Raw genomic sequence first — 17,231 nt, 5'->3', positions numbered from 1 at the left:
AGCAGCAACGTGGCGAAGCAAAGTTCTCAGAAATTCATCGCGCGCAACCGCGCGCCTCGAGTGCAGATCGAGTACGACGTCGAGCTCTACGGCGCCGAAAAAAAGGTCCAGTTGCCCTTCGTAATGGGGGTTATGGCTGACCTCGCCGGCAAGCCGGCCGAGCCCCTGGCTCCTGTGGCCGATCGCAAGTTCCTTGAAGTGGATGTGGACAACTTCGACTCCCGCCTCAAGGCCATGCAGCCACGCGTCGCGTTCCACGTGCCCAACGAGCTGACCGGCGAAGGCAACCTGAGCCTGGACATCACCTTTGAAAGCATGGACGACTTCAGCCCGGCCGCCGTGGCACGCAAGGTTGACTCGCTGAACAAACTGCTCGAAGCGCGCACTCAATTGGCCAACCTGCTGACCTACATGGACGGCAAGACCGGTGCCGAAGAAATCATCATGAAGGCCATCAAGGATCCGGCGCTGCTCCAGGCACTTGCCAGTGCGCCCAAGCCCGCCGAGCCTCAGGCTTAATCAGGACGAATGATCATGACCGATCCAGTACGTGCAGACGCCCAGACACTGGGCACCACCGAAGAAGCCAGCGAGTTCGCCTCCCTGCTGCTGCAAGAATTCAAACCCAAGACCGACCGCGCTCGCGAAGCCGTCGAGGCTGCTGTACGCACCCTGGCCGAACAGGCCCTGGCGCAGACCGACCTGGTGTCCAACGACGCCATCAAGTCGATCGAGTCGATCATCGCCGCCATCGACGCCAAGCTCACCGCCCAGGTCAACCAGGTCATCCATCACCCGGAGTTCCAGCAACTGGAAAGCGCCTGGCGTGGCTTGCACTACCTGGTCAACAACACCGAGAGCGACGAGCAGCTGAAGATCCGCGTGCTCAACATCTCCAAGACCGACCTGCACAAGACCCTGAAGAAATTCAAGGGCACCGCATGGGACCAGAGCCCGATCTTCAAAAAGATGTACGAAGAAGAGTACGGCCAGTTCGGCGGCGAACCTTACGGCTGCCTGGTGGGCGATTACTACTTCGACCAGTCGCCGCCGGATGTCGAATTGCTGGGCGAACTGTCGAAAGTCTGCGCCGCCATGCACGCGCCATTCATTGCCGCCGCATCGCCGACCGTGATGGGCATGGGCTCGTGGCAGGAACTGTCGAACCCGCGCGATCTGACCAAAATCTTCACCACCCCGGAATATGCCGGCTGGCGCTCGCTGCGTGAATCGGAAGACTCGCGTTACATCGGCCTGACCATGCCGCGCTTCCTGGCACGCCTGCCGTACGGTGCCAAGACCGACCCGGTGGAAGCCTTCGCCTTCGAAGAAAACACCGACGGCGCCGACAGCTCCAAGTACACATGGGCCAACGCCGCTTACGCGATGGCGGTGAACATCAACCGCTCGTTCAAACACTTTGGCTGGTGCTCGCGCATTCGTGGCGTGGAGTCTGGTGGTGAAGTGGAGAACCTGCCGGCGCACACTTTCCCGACCGACGACGGTGGCGTGGACATGAAGTGCCCGACTGAAATCGCCATTTCGGACCGCCGTGAAGCGGAACTGGCGAAGAACGGTTTCATGCCGCTGCTGCACAAGAAAAACACCGACTTCGCCGCGTTCATCGGCGCCCAGTCATTGCAAAAGCCGGCCGAGTACGACGACCCGGATGCTACCGCCAACGCCAACCTGGCCGCGCGCCTGCCCTACCTGTTCGCCACCTGCCGTTTCGCCCATTACTTGAAGTGCATCGTGCGCGACAAGATCGGCTCCTTCAAAGAGAAGGACGAAATGCAGCGCTGGTTGCAGGACTGGATCCTCAACTACGTCGACGGTGACCCAGCGCACTCCACCGAAACCACCAAGGCCCAGCACCCATTGGCGGCGGCCGAAGTGATTGTCGAAGAGGTGGAAGGCAACCCGGGGTACTACAACTCCAGGTTCTACCTGCGCCCGCACTATCAGCTCGAAGGTCTGACTGTGTCCCTGCGCCTGGTATCGAAGCTGCCTTCGGCCAAAGGCGCGTAACACCGCTCTTGATGTGATCGTTCCCACGCTCTGCGTGGGAATGCCGCCCGATGCGTGACCACGCAGAGCGTGGGAACGATCAGCAAAAACACAATGTGGTAGAGACCACACAGGGAGAAAACATGGCTGTTGATATTTTCATCAAGATCGGCGACATCAAGGGCGAGTCCATGGACAAGGCCCACAAGGACGAAATCGACGTCTTGAACTGGAGCTGGGGCATGTCTCAGTCGGGCAATATGCACCTGGGGGGCGGCGGCGGTGCCGGCAAGGTGAACGTCCAGGACCTGTCGCTGACCAAGTTCGTCGACAAGGCCTCACCCAACCTGATGATGCATTGCGCCAGCGGCAAGCACATCGACAAGGTCAAGCTGACCGTGCGCAAGGCCGGTGGCGAAAGCCAGGTCGAGTACATGATCATCAACCTGGAAGAAGTTCTGATCAGTTCCCTGAGCACCGGCGGCTCGGGCAGCGATGATCGCCTGACTGAAAACGTCACCTTGAACTTCGCCAAGGTGCTGGTGGACTACCAGCCGCAAAAAGCCGACGGCACCAAGGAAGGCGGGCCGATCAAGTTCGGCTGGAACATCCGCCAGAACGTCAAGGTGTAATCGAACGTGCCCCCGTCGTTATGCGTCGGGGGCATTTTGGTGCTTGCTCGAATCCAATCCTTCCCCATCCGGTGTCTGAGTCATGGCCAAGCCTTCGTTTGTCAATTTGTGGAAAGCGTATTCCGATCTCCTGGTTACGTATCCTGACGCAAAGCCCTGTGATGGCCCTTGGGAAAACCAGTGTGCTATCCGCATGAGCATGACGCTCAACACAGAGCTGACCATCAAAGTCAACAAATCCACCTACACCGAACCCAAGTGCGCCCATGGACATGCACGAGGGGCTGAGTCATTGGCAAATTGGCTGTGGAAACATCATCTGGGCCGTCCGACGATTCTCGGCGGAGACGCGCAAGAGCGTCGCAAGTTGATGGACAAAAAAGGCCTTATTTTCTTCAAGGACTGTTTCCAACAGCTGGGAGAGTCTTCAGACGGTCGCACCGGTGACCACATCGATCTTTGGAACCGTGGCCTTACCGCCAGCCGGTATGACGACCCTGCCTATCGATCAAGGGCTATCTGGTTCTGGGAGCTCTTATGATCAAGGCTCATTGCGCGGTATTTATTGGCTGCCTGTTATCAAGTCTAACTGCCTGTGCCGAGCAACAAGCCTCGCCGGCAACGCCATCCGCAGCGGTGGAGCAAGTCGTCTCGATGGGCGGGCAACAGTTGACGTTGGTGAATGACCAACAACGCTGCGCGCTACGCAAACCAGACCAGACACTATTGCCACTCGACATGCCATGGCCCTGCCAATTCACTGTCGACAGACAAGGCAAATCGCATGTCGAGACCTTCGGCAAGGTGCCCATTGTCATCGTTATTCATTTGTCGACGGTGGCTGAGAACAGTCCGGAATGTCGCTCCGAGTACCGCGCCATACGCCAGATCAATGGACAACTCGAACCCTCGATAATCGCTCGCAACGCCAGCTGCATGCGCGGCGTAGGTGACCAGAAGAATTACACGGGCCTTTTCACTTGGTAACCGACATCGCCACCCGCGATCGTCTGCAACCGTCCCTGCTGGATCGGCTGACCGACGACGACCCGAGCAATCTCAAGGAAAGCGCCGACAAGCGCGTGCTGTCCCTGACCCAACTCAAAGCCTCGGTGCTGCGTGATCTGGCGTGGCTGCTCAACACCACTTCATTGCTCGGCGCCGATGAGACGTTGCACACCCCGGCCGGTACTTCGGTGGTCAACTTCGGGCTGCCGGCCCTGGCCGGCAACAGTGCGTCGAACGTCGACATCGCGGCGCTTGAAGCGCTGATCCACCAGGCCATTGCCACGTTCGAACCGCGCATTCTGCGCCATACCCTGCGCGTGCGGGCCCGGGCATCTGCCGAGATGAACCACAACGCCCTGAGTTTCGAGATCGAAGGCGATCTCTGGGCCCAGCCAGTGCCGCTGCGCCTGATGCTGCAAACCGACCTGGACCTGGAATCCGGTCATGTACGGGTGGTCAACGCCGACCAGCGGAGACACTCATGAACCCGCGCCTGCTGGAGCTGTACAACCAGGAACTGCACCACGTGCGCGAAAGCGCGGCGGAGTTCGCCCAGGAGTACCCGAAAATCGCCAGTCGGCTGACGTTGTCCGGCATGGACTGCGCCGATCCGTACGTCGAGCGCTTACTGGAAGGGTTCGCCTACCTGACGGCGCGGGTACAGCTCAAGCTCGATGCCGAATACCCGACCTTCACCCACAACCTGCTGGAAATCGCGTACCCCCATTACCTGGCGCCGACACCGTCGATGACCGTGGTGCACTTGCAGGCCGACCCCGATGAAGGCTCGCTGAGCAGCGGCTTCCCGCTGCCCCGGGACACAGTCCTGCGCGCAGCCCTGGGGCGCGAAAGCCAAACCTGCTGCGAGTACCGCACCGCCCATGCGGTGACGTTGTGGCCATTGCAGGTCAGCCAGGCCGAGTACTTCGGCAACCCGTCCGCCGTGCTTGGGCGGCTGGCCGCCAGCGCCCCCAAGGCCAAGGCCGGCCTGCGCCTGACCCTGCGCACCGGTGCCGAACTGCCGTTCAACAGTCTGGCCCTGGACAACCTGCCGTTGTACCTCAACGGCGCCGACGAACAACCCTTTCGCCTCTACGAACAGTTGCTGGGCAACGCCTGCGCCGTCTTCGCCCGTCAGCCTGGCGGCGATTGGGTAGAACGCCTGCCGCAGGATGCACTGCGTTCCGTGGGATTCGACGATACCGACGCCGCGCTGCCCGTGGTCTCGCGAGCCTTCCAGGGCTATCGCCTGTTGCAGGAGTACTTCGCCCTGCCCCGCCGCTTTCTGTTTGTCGACTTCACCGGGTTGAGCCGGGCAGTCAAACGCTGCGAGGGTCAGGAACTGGAATTGATCGTGCTGTTCGACCGTCATGATCCGAGCCTGGAAGGCAGCGTCGGTGCCGCGCAGTTCCTGCCGTTCTGCACCCCGGCAATCAACTTGTTTCCCAAGCGCCTGGATCGCATCCACTTGTCGGAACGGGTGAATGAACATCACGTGATCGCCGACCGTACCCGGCCGATGGATTTCGAGATTCATTCCCTGACCGCCCTCACCGGCCATGGCACCGGGTCGGAACAGCCTTTTTTGCCGTTCTATGCCGTCCGCGATCCGTCTCGCTACGGCCGTGATCAGGCGTATTACACGGTGCGGCGCGAACCCCGCATGCTGTCCAGCGGCCAACGGCGCAACGGCCCACGTTCGACTTACATCGGCAGCGAAACCTTCGTCAGTCTGGTGGACAGCCAGCAGGCGCCCTATCGCCACGACCTGCGCCAATTGGGCGTAACGGCGTTGTGCACCAACCGCGACCTGCCGCTGTTCATGAGCGTGGGCAACAGCAAGACCGACTTCACCCTGGCCGACAGCGCACCGGTAGCAGCAGTGCGCTGCGTGGCGGGCCCGAGCCGCCCGCGCGCCAGCCATGCCCACGACGCCAAAGCCTGGCGGTTGATCAGCCAGCTTTCGCTCAACTACTTGTCCCTCAGCGAGCAAGGCCAGGGCGCCGCCGCCCTGCGCGAGCTGCTGCGCCTGTATGGCGACGACAATGATGCAGCCTTGCAGTTGCAGATCGAAGGCCTGCGCGAAGTCAGCAGCAAAGCCTGCACCCGACGCTTGCCGATGCCGGGACCGATCGTGTTCGGCCGCGGTATGGAAATCACCCTGGAATTCGATGAGAACGCGTTTCGTGGCACTGGCGTCTTTTTGCTCGGTGCAGTGTTCGAGCGCTTCCTGGCACGTTACGTGTCGATCAACAGTTTTACCGAGACGGTGATCCGTACCACCGAACGCGGCGAGATCATGCGATGGAAAGCCAAACCCGGACGCCGTCCGACCCTGTGAGTACGCTGGACGCGATGCACCAGGAGCCCTGGGAATACGACTTCTTCCAGGCATTACGGCGCATCGAGTGCGAATCGCCTGAGTTGCCGCGCCTGGGCCATTCGTTGCGCCTGGCCGATGACCCCTTGCGCCTTGGGCAACAGGCCGATTGCACCTTCGCCCCCGCGACCCTGGCCTCGGTACAGCCGGGCATCGACGGTTCGCCGGCGCGTCTGGAGCAGTTCTTTTTCGGCCTCGGCGGCCCCAATGGCCCATTGCCGCTGCACCTCACCGAATATGTGCGTGAACGCCAGCGCAACAACGCCGACAGCACCAGCAAACGCTTTCTGGATGTGTTCCACCATCGCCTGCTGAGCCTGTTTTACCGGGCCTGGGCCGAAGCCCGGCCGACAGTCAGCCATGATCGCCCGGACGATGACTACTGGTCGGCACGTCTGGCAGCACTGAGCGGTCGAGGCATGCCGAGCCTGCTCAAACAAGGGCTGATACCCGACACTGCAAAGCTGCATTACAGCGGTCATCTGTCGGCACAAACCCGTTACCCCGACGGTTTGAAGGCAATTATCGGCGAGTACTTCGGCCTGCCGGTGGAGATCGAAGAGTACGTCGGCCAATGGCTGGTGCTGCCGGAGCGCAGCCGCGTGGGCGTGAGCGCCCATCAATTGGGCGTGGATTTTTGCCTGGGCCGCTGCGTCTGGGATCGCCAGCACAAATTCCGCATTCGCCTGGGGCCGCTCAAGCTGGATGACTACATGAGCATGTTGCCGGGCAGCCCATCCTTCAATGAGCTGGTGGCCTGGGTGGCCGAATACCTGGGCCATGAACTGGACTGGGATCTGAACCTGGTTCTGAAACAGCCCGAAGTGCCGGCGCTGCAACTCAATGGCCGCTTCCGCCTGGGGTTCAATACCTGGGTGGGCAAGCCCGCAAAAGATGCCAAGGACTTAATACTGGCCCGGCATTACGCCGAGCAAGCCAACACCTCACAGATCTCAAGGAGCCAAGAGCATGGGTGAAATCAGTCGCGCCGCGTTGTTCGGCAAACTCAACAGCGTGGCCTACAAAGCCATCGAAGCCGCCACCGTGTTTTGCAAGTTGCGTGGCAACCCTTATGTGGAACTGGCCCACTGGTTTCATCAGTTGCTGCAATTGCAGGACTCGGACCTGCACCGCATTATCCGCCAGTTCAATATCGAACCGGCGCGCCTGGCCCGGGACCTGACCGAAGCCCTGGACCGTTTGCCACGGGGCTCGACTTCGATCACTGACTTGTCCTCCCATGTGGAAGAAGCCGTGGAGCGTGGCTGGGTCTACGGCAGCCTGATGTTCGGCGAAAGCCAGGTGCGTACCGGTTATCTGGTGCTGGGCATCCTCAAGACGCCGAGCCTGCGCCATGGGTTACTGGGGCTGTCGGCAGAGTTTGACAAGATCAAGGTCGAGGCCCTGAGCGAGCGTTTTGACGAATACGTCGGCGACTCGCCGGAAAATGCGCTCAGCGCCAGCGATGGTTTCAACGCCGGCAGCGTGCCCGGTGAAGCCAGCGGCGCCATGGCCCCCAGCGCCATGGGCAAGCAGGAAGCGCTCAAGCGTTTTACCGTCGACCTCACCGAGCAGGCCCGCAATGGCAAGCTTGACCCGATCGTCGGCCGTGACGAAGAGATCCGCCAATTGGTGGACATCCTCATGCGTCGTCGGCAGAACAACCCGATTCTGACCGGTGAAGCCGGCGTCGGTAAAACCGCCGTGGTCGAAGGCTTTGCCCTGCGCATCGTCGCCGGTGACGTGCCGCCGGCGCTCAAAGACGTGGAACTGCGCAGCCTTGATGTCGGCCTGTTGCAGGCCGGCGCGAGCATGAAAGGTGAATTCGAACAGCGCCTGCGCCAGGTCATCGAAGAGGTCCAGGCCTCGCCCAAGCCGATCATCCTGTTCATCGACGAAGCCCACACCCTGGTCGGTGCCGGTGGCGCCGCTGGTACCGGGGATGCGGCCAATCTGCTGAAACCTGCTCTGGCCCGGGGCACGTTGCGCACCGTGGCCGCCACGACGTGGGCCGAGTACAAGAAGCACATTGAAAAAGACCCGGCCCTGACCCGTCGTTTCCAGGTGGTGCAAGTGGCCGAGCCGTCGGAAGACAAGGCATTGCTGATGATGCGCGGCGTGGCCTCGACGATGGAAAAACACCATCAGGTGCAGATCCTCGACGAAGCCCTGGAAGCGTCGGTCAAGCTGTCTCACCGCTACATCCCGGCGCGCCAGTTGCCGGACAAATCCGTGAGCCTGCTGGACACCGCCTGCGCCCGGGTCGCCATCAGCCTGCATGCCGTGCCGGCCGAAGTGGACGACAGCCGTCGCCGCATCGAGGCGCTGGAAACCGAGCTGCAGATCATCGCCCGCGAGCACGCCATCGGCATCGTCATCGGCGCCCGCCAGAGCAACAGCGAAAACCTGCTGGCCGCCGAGCGCGAACGCCTCGCCGAACTGGAAAGTCGCTGGGCCGAAGAGAAAAGCCTGGTAGACGAATTGCTCGCCACCCGCGCCACCCTGCGCGAGCGCGTCGGTGTGGTGGACAGCGAGGATGGCAGCGAGACCAGCCACGCCTTGCGCGAAAAACTGGTGGACCTGCAACAGCGTCTCAGCGCCCTGCAAGGCGAAACCCCGTTGATCCTGCCGACTGTGGATTACCAGGCCGTGGCCTCGGTGGTCGCCGACTGGACCGGCATTCCGGTGGGCCGCATGGCCCGTAACGAACTGGAAACCGTGCTCAACCTCGACCAGCACTTGAAGAAACGCATCATCGGCCAGGACCACGCCTTGCAGATGATCGCCAAGCGCATCCAGACCTCCCGCGCCGGCCTCGACAACCCGAGCAAACCGATTGGCGTGTTCATGCTCGCCGGCACCTCCGGCGTGGGCAAGACCGAAACCGCCCTGGCCCTGGCCGAAGCCATGTACGGCGGCGAGCAGAACGTCATCACCATCAACATGAGCGAATTCCAGGAAGCCCACACGGTGTCCACGCTCAAGGGCGCGCCACCGGGCTACATCGGTTATGGCGAAGGCGGCGTACTGACCGAAGCCGTGCGGCGCAAACCCTACAGCGTAGTGCTGCTGGACGAGGTGGAAAAAGCCCACCCGGACGTGCATGAGATCTTCTTCCAGGTCTTCGACAAAGGCGTGATGGAGGACGGCGAAGGTCGCGTGATCGACTTCAAGAACACCTTGATTCTGCTGACCACCAACGCTGGCACCGAGCTGATCGCCCGAGTCTGCAAAGACCCGCAAAACGTGCCCGAGCCCGAAGAAATCGCCAAGGCCCTGCGCCAGCCGCTGCTGGAGATTTTCCCGCCGGCCTTGCTGGGCCGCCTGGTGACCATTCCGTACTACCCGCTCAGCGACGAGATGCTCAAGGCCATTACCCGCCTGCAACTCAACCGCATCAAGAAGCGCGTGGAGAACACCCACAAAGTGGCGTTCGATTACGACGATGAGGTGATCAACCTGATCGTCTCCCGTTGCACCGAAACTGAAAGTGGTGGGCGGATGATCGACACCATCCTGACCAACAGCCTGCTACCGGACATGAGCCGCGAGTTCCTCACCCGCATGCTCGAAGGCAAGACGCTGGCAGGGGTACGGATCAGCGCCCGGGACAACGAATTGCACTACGACTTCAGCGACGCCGCCTAAGCGGCGACCCCCTCTGTAGGAGCTGCCGAAGGCGGCGATCTCTTGATCTTTTAAAGTCAAAAGATCGCAGCCTTTGGCAGCTCCTACGGAAGGAATCCAGCAGTAACAAGGGATAACTGATGCTATTCAAGCAACTCTCACGCCTGGCAAAAATCACCAGCCCCCTGGGGCCGGAGGTGCTGTTGCTCAAAGACATGGGCGGCGGCGAAGAGCTGGGGCGGCTGTTCAACTATGAGTTGCAGCTGCACTCACTGGACAATGCCATCGACCTCAACCAGTTGCTCGGCAAACCCATGTCCCTGAGCCTGCAACTGGACGGCGGTGGCGAACGTCATTTCCATGGCATCGTTGCCCGCTGCAGCCAGAATGTCGACCAGGGCCAGTTCGCCAGCTACCAGGTCACGCTGCGGCCTTGGCTTTGGCTGCTGACCCGCACCTCCGATTGCCGGATTTTCCAGAACCTGACCATCCCGCAGATCATCAAGCAGGTGTTTCGCGACCTGGGCTTTTCCGATTTCGAAGACGCCCTGAGCCGGCCCTATCGCGAGTGGGAATACTGCGTGCAGTATCGCGAAACCAGTTTCGATTTTGTCAGCCGCCTGATGGAGCAGGAAGGGATCTACTACTTCTTCCGCCATGAACAGGGTCGTCATGTGTTGGTGTTGGCCGATGCCTACGGCGCTCACACCAGTGCGCCCGGCTATGCATCGGTGCCCTACTACCCCAAGAATGAGCAGCAGCGCGAACGCGATCACATCCACGATTGGCACTTGGCCCAGGAAGTCCAGCCGGGTTCGCTGGAACTCAACGACTATGATTTCCAGCGCCCCAGCGCGCGTATCGACGTGCGCTCGGCCATGCCCCGTCCGCACACCGCCGGCGATTATCCGCTGTACGACTACCCCGGCACTTATGTGCAAAGCGAAGACGGCGAACATTACGCCCGCACCCGCATCGAAGCCTTGCAGACCCTGCACGAACAGGTCGAGCTGGCCGGCAACGCCCGAGGCCTGGGCTCGGGCCATTTGTTCAACCTCACCGGCTTCAGCCGCCAGGACCAGAACCGCGAATACCTGATCGTTGGCGCCCGCTATTACATTTCCCAGGAAAGTGGGGAAACCGGTGGTGGCGCGCCTTCGGCACAGTTCGAAAGCAGCCTGACCTGCATCGACGCCCAACAAAGCTACCGCCCGCTGCCCAACACCCACCGCCCAATCGTCAAAGGCCCGCAGACCGCGTTGGTGGTAGGCCCCAAAGGCGAGGAAATCTGGACCGACCAGTTCGGCCGGGTGAAGGTGCACTTTTACTGGGACCGGCATGATCAGTCCAACGAAAACAGCTCGTGCTGGATTCGCGTGTCGCAGTCCTGGGCCGGTAAAAACTGGGGCTCGATGCAGATCCCGCGGATCGGTCAGGAAGTCATCGTCAGCTTCCTCGAAGGCGACCCGGACCGGCCGATCATCACCGGCCGCGTCTATAACGCCGAACAGACCGTGCCCTACGACTTGCCGGAAAACGCCACCCAAAGCGGCATGAAAAGCCGTTCGAGCAAGGGCGGCTCACCGGCCAATTTCAACGAAATCCGCATGGAAGACAAAAAAGGCGCCGAGCAGCTGTACATCCATGCCGAGCGCAACCAGGACATCGTGGTCGAGGTCGATGAAAGCCACTCGGTGGGCCACGATCGCAACAAGAGCATCGGGCATAACGAGACGGTGACCATCGGTAACAACCGTCTGCGCATCGTCAAGCAGGAAGACATTCTGTCGGTGGGCCAGCGCAAGACCGACAGCATTAGCCAGAGCTACGTCATCGAAGTTGGCGAGAACCTGCGGCTGGTGTGCGGCGAAAGCATCCTGGAGCTCAATGCCAGCGGCCAGATCAATCTGACCGGCGTGCAAATCAGCTTCTATGCCAGCGGTGATGCCGAGATCAACACCGGCGGCGTACTGCACCTGAACAACGGTGGCGGCCCTGGCGCCACGCCTGACGGCCAGGGCGTCAAGGCCAGCATTGACGCCAATATCAATGCCGCGTTCCCCAAGCCCAAGGGTTAACCACGAGATTTAGGCGCCATGACTTATCGCATCAATGAATTCCAGTTCCAACTGCCGGCAGGCGAGCTGCAAGACGCGACGATCAACATCCTCAAGTTCGCCGAACTGGGCACTTCGCTGATCGTCAGCCGCAGCTTGCTGGCCGACGGCGAAACCCTGCAAAGCAACTTCGACGACCAGCTCAAACGCCTGGAAAAACAAGTGCAAGACTTGCGTTTTCAACCGGGCGTCGCCGTGCGCCTGGGTGCCAACCAGGAAGTCGAAGGCATCGAGTTGCGCAGCCAGTTCAACAAGGGCAACGACAAAGTCTTCCAGTACCAATTGGCGCTGGTGTTGCCCGGCACCCGAAAAATGCTCGCCCTGAGCTACGTGAAGGCGGAAAAACTCGGCGATGCCGAAGCCGCGCATTGGGCGACCATCAAGAGTTCGCTGTTGTTCGACGTTCAGGCCTGATGAGCACCCCGCATGTCTGACGCACTCTGGGCCGCCCGGCTGGGCGATGCACTCGACCATACCTCGATGATGGCCGACATCCTCGGCGGTGTGCTGGAGGTGGCGGCCAACATCGCGATTACTGCGCTGGCGACGGCTGCCGTGGTGGCGGCCACGGGCATCACCGTCGCCACCGGCGGCCTCGGTTGTTTTCTGCTCGGCGCGGTGGTGGGCACGATCGTCGGTCTCGCCATGAGCAAGACCGGCGCCGACAAGGGTTTAAGCAACCTGTGCGAGAGCTTCAGCAATTCGCTGTTTCCGCCCACGGTGCAGGCGACGATTCTCACCGGTTCCACCAACACCCTGATCAACAGCATTCCCGCCGCCCGCGCCGCCGGGGCGATCCCGTCCCATGTCGCGCCGGCCGGTACCGAACTGGAAACGCCCGAGCCACAAGCCGAGCCCAGCTATCTGGACATGGCCGAGAGCTTCTTCTCCCAGATGTGGCGCCCCACCGTCGCCACCCCGGCGCCCGGCGCCGTGCCCAAACCGCTGGACCTGGTCACCTGCATGAAGCATCCGCCGATGCCGCCGCAATTTCTGGCCGAGGGCTCGGACAAAGTCACCATCAACGGCCAGCCCGCCGTGCGCAGCGGCGACCGCACCACCTGCGACGCCAAGGTGGTGGGTTCCGGGCTGATCTCACCCAACGTCACCATCGGCGGCGGTTCGGCGGTGGTGCGCGAGATCCGCAGCGGCAAGACCCCAGGCGTGGGGCTGGCGGTCACCGCGTTACTGATGCTCAAGGGCGGCAAAGGCAAGTTCTTCAGCAAACTGCCGTGCATGCTGATCGGCGGCGCGACGTCGATGGCCGTCAGCAGCGCGATGGGCGCCATGGCCAACGCCGCCATGGGCTCGTCGAACCCGGTGCACGCCGCGACCGGGGCCAAGGTACTGGGGGGCGATGAAGAGCTGGACTTCGTGTTGCCCGGCATCTTGCCGATCGATTGGCAGCGCTTCTACAACAGCCGTGACGAACGCCGCGACAGCTTGTTCGGCGCGGGCTGGAGCGTGTCCTACGAGGTGTGCGTGGAAATCCTGCCTCACCCGGAGGGCGGGGAAACGCTGGTTTATACCGATGAACAGGGCCGGCGCATCGACATGGGTTCGATCCCCTTGGGTGGCGCGGTGTTCAGTGCCGGTGAAGGGCTCAGTGTTCGGCGGCATCGCAATGGGCAGTTGTTGATTGAAAGTACGGACGGGTTGTACCGGCTGTTCGACCCGACGCCGGGAAATGTATCGCTACTGCGCCTGAGTCAGCTCGGAGACCGCAACGACAATCGCATCCACCTCGACTATGACGACGACGGGCGCCTGCTGCAGCTCCGAGATACCTTCAATCTGGTCAGCATTGAGCTGATCTACGATGCGCGCTGGCGCCAACGGGTCAGCCGGATCGAGCGATTGTATGCAGACCAGCGCCGCGAAGTGCTGATGCACTACGGCTACGATATCCAGGGTGATCTAATCGAGGTGCGCCAGTCCAACGGGCAGGTGAAACGTCAGTTTGCCTATGACGCCGGACGCCGTATGGTCGAGCATCAGTTGCCGACCGGGCTGCGTTGCTTCTACGAATGGGCGTTGGTTGAAGACCTTGAATGGCGCGTGGTCCGCCACTGGACCGACGCGGGCGACCAATACACCTTCGACTATGATCTGGCAGCCGGGACCACACGCATCACCGATGGTCTGAATCGGGTCAGCACGCGCCACTGGGATGCTCAGTACCAGATCATCGAAACCACCGACGCGCTGGGACGTACCTGGACATTCCGGTGGAATGACGAAAGCCAGTTACTTGGGGCTACCGATCCTGCGGGCGGGCAGCATCAATTCAGCTACGACGAAGCGGGCAACCTCAGCGAGACTCGCGACCCGCTCGGGCGCAGCGAATCGACCCTGTGGCTGGAACACTGGGCCTTGCCGCTGGCAGAAACCGATGCGGCTGGAAATACCTGGTTGTATCGCTATGACTCGCACGGCAACTGCATCCGCGAAACCGACCCGTTGGGCCACGTTACCCGCTATCGCCATGATGCCCACGGCCAGGTCGTGGAGATCATCGACGCCAGCGGCAAGCGCAAAACGTTACGCTGGACGGCACTCGGCCAACTCAGCGAACACACCGACTGTTCCGGTTTCACCACGCGGTTGAGTTACTGCGAGCGTGGGCTGCTGCTCACCAGTACCGATACGCTGGGCGAACGCACACGTTTCACCTACGACGACCAGGGCCGGTTGCTCAGCAAGCAACTGCCGGACGGGCGCACTGAACATTATCAGCGTGACGCGAGCGGCCAGTTGATCGGCTACTGCGACCCCGCCGGGCACACCACTCACTTCGAGCACACATTGAGTGGTCACCTGCGTCTGCGCACCGACGCCCACGGCCGCCGGGTGGAGTTGAACTACGACGTCTATGGTCGCCTGCAAACCCTGACCAATGAGAACGGCGAACGCTATAAGTTTGCCTGGGATTCCAGCGACCGGCTGATTGCGCAACATAGCCTGGACGGCAGCCTCAAACGCTATGCCTACGACCCGCTGGACAACGTCACTCGCGTGGAGGCACTCACCGCTCCCGGTAGCACGGACCTGGACCTTTCGCCGCAAGCGCCTGTCGTCCATGACCTGGAACGCGATGCGGTGGGTCGATTGGTGGCCAAGGTCACCGAGGATGGTCGCACCGAGTACTGCTATGACGCGCTGGATCAAGTCACCGACATCACCTTCACCAGCCACACGGGCGAGCAACAGAACCTGGGCTTCAGTTACGACCCCCTTGGACAACTGATCGCCGAACAGAGCTGGGCCGGACGCCTGGAACATCGCTATGACGAACTGGGCAACCTGACCCAGACGCTGCTGCCTGATGGCCGATGGCTGAACCGCCTGCATTACGGCAGTGGTCATCTGCATCAGATCAACCTCGACGGTCAGGTCATCAGCGACTTCGAACGCGATCGCCTGCACCGCGAAGTGCTACGAACCCAGGGACGCCTCAATACCCGTAGCGAATACGACCGCAGCGGCCGCCTGCGTACCCGACAACGTCGGCACCAGAGCCAGTCCGTGCTGCTGCCACCGGCAACGAAAAGCCAGTTTGGCTATGACGCCAGCGATCAACTGGTCGAACGTTTCGACAGCCAGCCCGACGCCCAGCACCGCCAACTGCTGCACTACGACGCCACAGGTCGCATCCTCGCCAGCCAGGACAACGTCCAGGGCCAGCGCGAAGCGTTTGCCTATGACCCCGCCGCCAACCTGCTCGATGGTTTATCGACGGGCGCAGGTCTGGTGCTGCATAACCGACTGCTGACCTTTCAGGACAAACGTTACCGTTATGACGGCTTCGGCCGTATGGTTGAAAAACGCAGTGCCCAACGCGGTATCCAGCGCTTCAGTTATGACGCCGAGCAGCGTCTGGTGGAAGTTCGCAACAACAACGGTTCGGTCGTGAAGATGACCTACGACCCTATGGGCCGGCGCATCGAAAAAGCCGAGTATGACCGCCACTCGACCCTGCTGAGCCGAACCCGCTTTACCTGGGATGCGTTGCAACTGTTGCAGGAGCATCGAAATAACCAGACCAGCCTCTACATTTATGCCGACGAGGGCCATGAACCACTGGCGCGGGTCGACGGGCTGGGTGAGCAACAGAAAGTCCGTTACTACCACAACGACCTCAATGGCCTGCCTGAGCAACTCTCGGAAAGCGACGGTCACACGCTCTGGCAAGCCCGTTACCAGGTCTGGGGCACCACGGCCGAAGAGTTGCGCGAGCCGTATTACATCGAAGAGCAGAACCTGCGATTCCAGGGCCAATACCTGGATCGGGAAACCGGGCTGCACTACAACACGTTGCGCTTCTACGACCCGGACATCGGGCGTTTCACCACACCGGACCCCATCGGGCTGGCCGGTGGGCTGAACCTCTACCAATACGCGCCAAATCCGGTGAGCTGGATCGATCCCCTGGGGCTGATGAAATGCTCGAGCCCGCCAAACGGCCGAAAAGTCAGCCGAACGGTTTACCGTTTCGAAGAGCCTGGACGAATCAGCACGACCTGGCAGGCTCACATGTGGAACGTTGCATCCAGACACCGTTATACGGCCAAGGGCTTGGGTGGGGTCTATGGCGCGAATTCACGCAAGACCGCACTAGGAGAGGTCAATCACTGGGGGGTTGCTCTGTCTAAACGGGTACTGGTCAGCAAAAAAGTGCAGCTCAACAACGTCCTGGATTTGACCCGGGCCGATGTGCGCAAACAATTAGGCGTCTCCCTTAAAAGCATTACCGGCGATAAATACACCCAAACCCATCAGATTGGCGCCTGGGCGAAAGCCAATGGTTATGATGGAATCCTGGCGCCGTCGGCGCGAAACCCGACCGGTAGTAACTTAATATCATTTGCAGGTTTTTAGAATGGGACTGGAAGACGAATACACCGGCGATGCCGATTGGCAGGATTTCGTGGATTTGTATAACAAAGTCTATCTCGACGACGATGCCCGCACGCTGGCGAAAGCCTTGGATGGCAACCTCGATATGGCGGTCGTCCTCAACGGTAAAAGAGGGCTTGAGGAAGGGTTGTGGTGGATCGAACAGAAAGTGCCCGCCCTCGGTAACAAACGGCCGGCCGATTGCCTCAAGAATCCGAAGCTGATCAAACGCCTGAGAATGGCGCTGATGAGTATGCCGTAACCTACACGGAGAAAGGTGCAATGGAAGGCATCGAATTGCGCCACAAGCGCAACGATTACGCAGCCGTCAGACGCTTACGTCGGATGAGCCCCCTGCATGTCTGACGCATTCTGGGCCGCCCGGCTGGGCGATGCACTCGACCATACCTCGATGATGGCCGACATCCTCGGCGGTGTGCTGGAGGTGGCGGCCAACATCGCGATTACTGCGCTGGCGACGGCTGCCGTGGTAGCGGCCACGGGCATCACTGTCGCCACCGGCGGCCTCGGTTGTTTTCTGCTCGGCGCGGTGGTGGGCACGAT

General features: G+C 61.2%; 14 protein-coding genes. All 14 read left to right on the top strand.

The features are described from left to right. The first annotated feature begins 9 nt into the window (after positions 1-9). Positions 10-519 carry a type VI secretion system contractile sheath small subunit gene (tssB, locus tag BK659_RS16685; RefSeq protein WP_007894500.1) on the top strand — a complete coding sequence of 170 codons (510 nt, stop codon included), beginning with the start codon at positions 10-12 and terminating at the stop codon, positions 517-519. 15 nt (positions 520-534) lie between these two features. Continuing rightward, on the top strand, positions 535-2,028 hold the full coding sequence (gene tssC / locus BK659_RS16680) for a type VI secretion system contractile sheath large subunit (protein ID WP_123426122.1): 1,494 nt from the start codon (positions 535-537) through the stop codon (positions 2,026-2,028). Between the two features lie 122 nt (positions 2,029-2,150). Continuing rightward, positions 2,151-2,639 (top strand): Hcp family type VI secretion system effector, encoded by a 489-nt coding sequence (locus tag BK659_RS16675; RefSeq protein ID WP_123426121.1) that lies wholly within the window; start codon positions 2,151-2,153, stop codon positions 2,637-2,639. Positions 2,640-2,721: 82 nt separating this feature from the next. Next, complete coding sequence (locus BK659_RS16670; RefSeq protein ID WP_123426120.1) at positions 2,722-3,180, top strand: type VI secretion system amidase effector protein Tae4; 459 nt, start codon at positions 2,722-2,724, stop codon at positions 3,178-3,180. Next, positions 3,177-3,626 carry a hypothetical protein gene (locus tag BK659_RS16665; protein ID WP_123426119.1) on the top strand — a complete coding sequence of 150 codons (450 nt, stop codon included), beginning with the start codon at positions 3,177-3,179 and terminating at the stop codon, positions 3,624-3,626. Before BK659_RS16670 ends, BK659_RS16665 begins: the two co-directional genes overlap by 4 nt. Beyond that, on the top strand, positions 3,620-4,132 hold the full coding sequence (gene tssE, locus BK659_RS16660; RefSeq protein ID WP_123426118.1) for a type VI secretion system baseplate subunit TssE: 513 nt from the start codon (positions 3,620-3,622) through the stop codon (positions 4,130-4,132). Before BK659_RS16665 ends, tssE begins: the two co-directional genes overlap by 7 nt. Then, on the top strand, positions 4,129-5,988 hold the full coding sequence (gene tssF, locus BK659_RS16655) for a type VI secretion system baseplate subunit TssF (protein ID WP_123426117.1): 1,860 nt from the start codon (positions 4,129-4,131) through the stop codon (positions 5,986-5,988). Before tssE ends, tssF begins: the two co-directional genes overlap by 4 nt. Next, positions 5,952-7,004 (top strand): type VI secretion system baseplate subunit TssG, encoded by a 1,053-nt coding sequence (gene tssG / locus BK659_RS16650; protein WP_123426116.1) that lies wholly within the window; start codon positions 5,952-5,954, stop codon positions 7,002-7,004. The genes tssF and tssG overlap by 37 nt, the downstream gene beginning before the upstream one ends. Next, the gene (gene tssH, locus BK659_RS16645; protein WP_123426115.1) at positions 6,997-9,675 is read left to right on the top strand and encodes a type VI secretion system ATPase TssH; all 2,679 of its coding nucleotides are present in this window, start codon (positions 6,997-6,999) and stop codon (positions 9,673-9,675) included. Before tssG ends, tssH begins: the two co-directional genes overlap by 8 nt. Before the next feature lie 119 nt (positions 9,676-9,794). Continuing rightward, the gene (locus BK659_RS16640) at positions 9,795-11,732 is read left to right on the top strand and encodes a type VI secretion system Vgr family protein (RefSeq protein WP_123426114.1); all 1,938 of its coding nucleotides are present in this window, start codon (positions 9,795-9,797) and stop codon (positions 11,730-11,732) included. An 18-nt stretch (positions 11,733-11,750) separates the two neighbouring features. Continuing rightward, entirely contained in the window at positions 11,751-12,185 is a 435-nt protein-coding gene (locus tag BK659_RS16635) for a DcrB-related protein (protein WP_123426113.1), read from the top strand. 12 nt (positions 12,186-12,197) lie between these two features. Further along, positions 12,198-16,649 (top strand): RHS repeat-associated core domain-containing protein, encoded by a 4,452-nt coding sequence (locus BK659_RS16630; protein ID WP_123426112.1) that lies wholly within the window; start codon positions 12,198-12,200, stop codon positions 16,647-16,649. A gap of 1 nt (position 16,650) precedes the next feature. Next, on the top strand, positions 16,651-16,929 hold the full coding sequence (locus BK659_RS16625) for a hypothetical protein (RefSeq protein WP_123426111.1): 279 nt from the start codon (positions 16,651-16,653) through the stop codon (positions 16,927-16,929). A gap of 96 nt (positions 16,930-17,025) precedes the next feature. After that, positions 17,026-17,231 (top strand): hypothetical protein (locus BK659_RS16620; RefSeq protein WP_148050440.1); only part of this gene is annotated, 206 nt, incomplete at its 3' end.

Source organism: Pseudomonas brassicacearum (genome assembly GCF_003732225.1).
GTDB lineage: Bacteria > Pseudomonadota > Gammaproteobacteria > Pseudomonadales > Pseudomonadaceae > Aquipseudomonas > Aquipseudomonas brassicacearum_E.
The sequence above is the reverse complement of the archived record's forward strand: the minus strand, read 5'-3'. Positions and strand labels throughout refer to the sequence as shown.

Excerpts from the sequence above, each read along its gene's own strand:
- BK659_RS16670 (WP_123426120.1), top strand. The coding sequence starts at position 2,722 with ATGGCCAAGCCTTCGTTTGTCAATTTGTGGAAAGCGTATTCCGATCTC.
- tssH (WP_123426115.1), top strand. The coding sequence starts at position 6,997 with ATGGGTGAAATCAGTCGCGCCGCGTTGTTCGGCAAACTCAACAGCGTG.
- BK659_RS16675 (WP_123426121.1), top strand. The coding sequence starts at position 2,151 with ATGGCTGTTGATATTTTCATCAAGATCGGCGACATCAAGGGCGAGTCC.
- tssF (WP_123426117.1), top strand. The coding sequence starts at position 4,129 with ATGAACCCGCGCCTGCTGGAGCTGTACAACCAGGAACTGCACCACGTG.
- BK659_RS16665 (WP_123426119.1), top strand. The coding sequence starts at position 3,177 with ATGATCAAGGCTCATTGCGCGGTATTTATTGGCTGCCTGTTATCAAGT.
- BK659_RS16635 (WP_123426113.1), top strand. The coding sequence starts at position 11,751 with ATGACTTATCGCATCAATGAATTCCAGTTCCAACTGCCGGCAGGCGAG.
- BK659_RS16640 (WP_123426114.1), top strand. The coding sequence starts at position 9,795 with ATGCTATTCAAGCAACTCTCACGCCTGGCAAAAATCACCAGCCCCCTG.
- BK659_RS16625 (WP_123426111.1), top strand. The coding sequence starts at position 16,651 with ATGGGACTGGAAGACGAATACACCGGCGATGCCGATTGGCAGGATTTC.
- tssG (WP_123426116.1), top strand. The coding sequence starts at position 5,952 with ATGGAAAGCCAAACCCGGACGCCGTCCGACCCTGTGAGTACGCTGGAC.
- tssC (WP_123426122.1), top strand. The coding sequence starts at position 535 with ATGACCGATCCAGTACGTGCAGACGCCCAGACACTGGGCACCACCGAA.
- BK659_RS16630 (WP_123426112.1), top strand. The coding sequence starts at position 12,198 with ATGTCTGACGCACTCTGGGCCGCCCGGCTGGGCGATGCACTCGACCAT.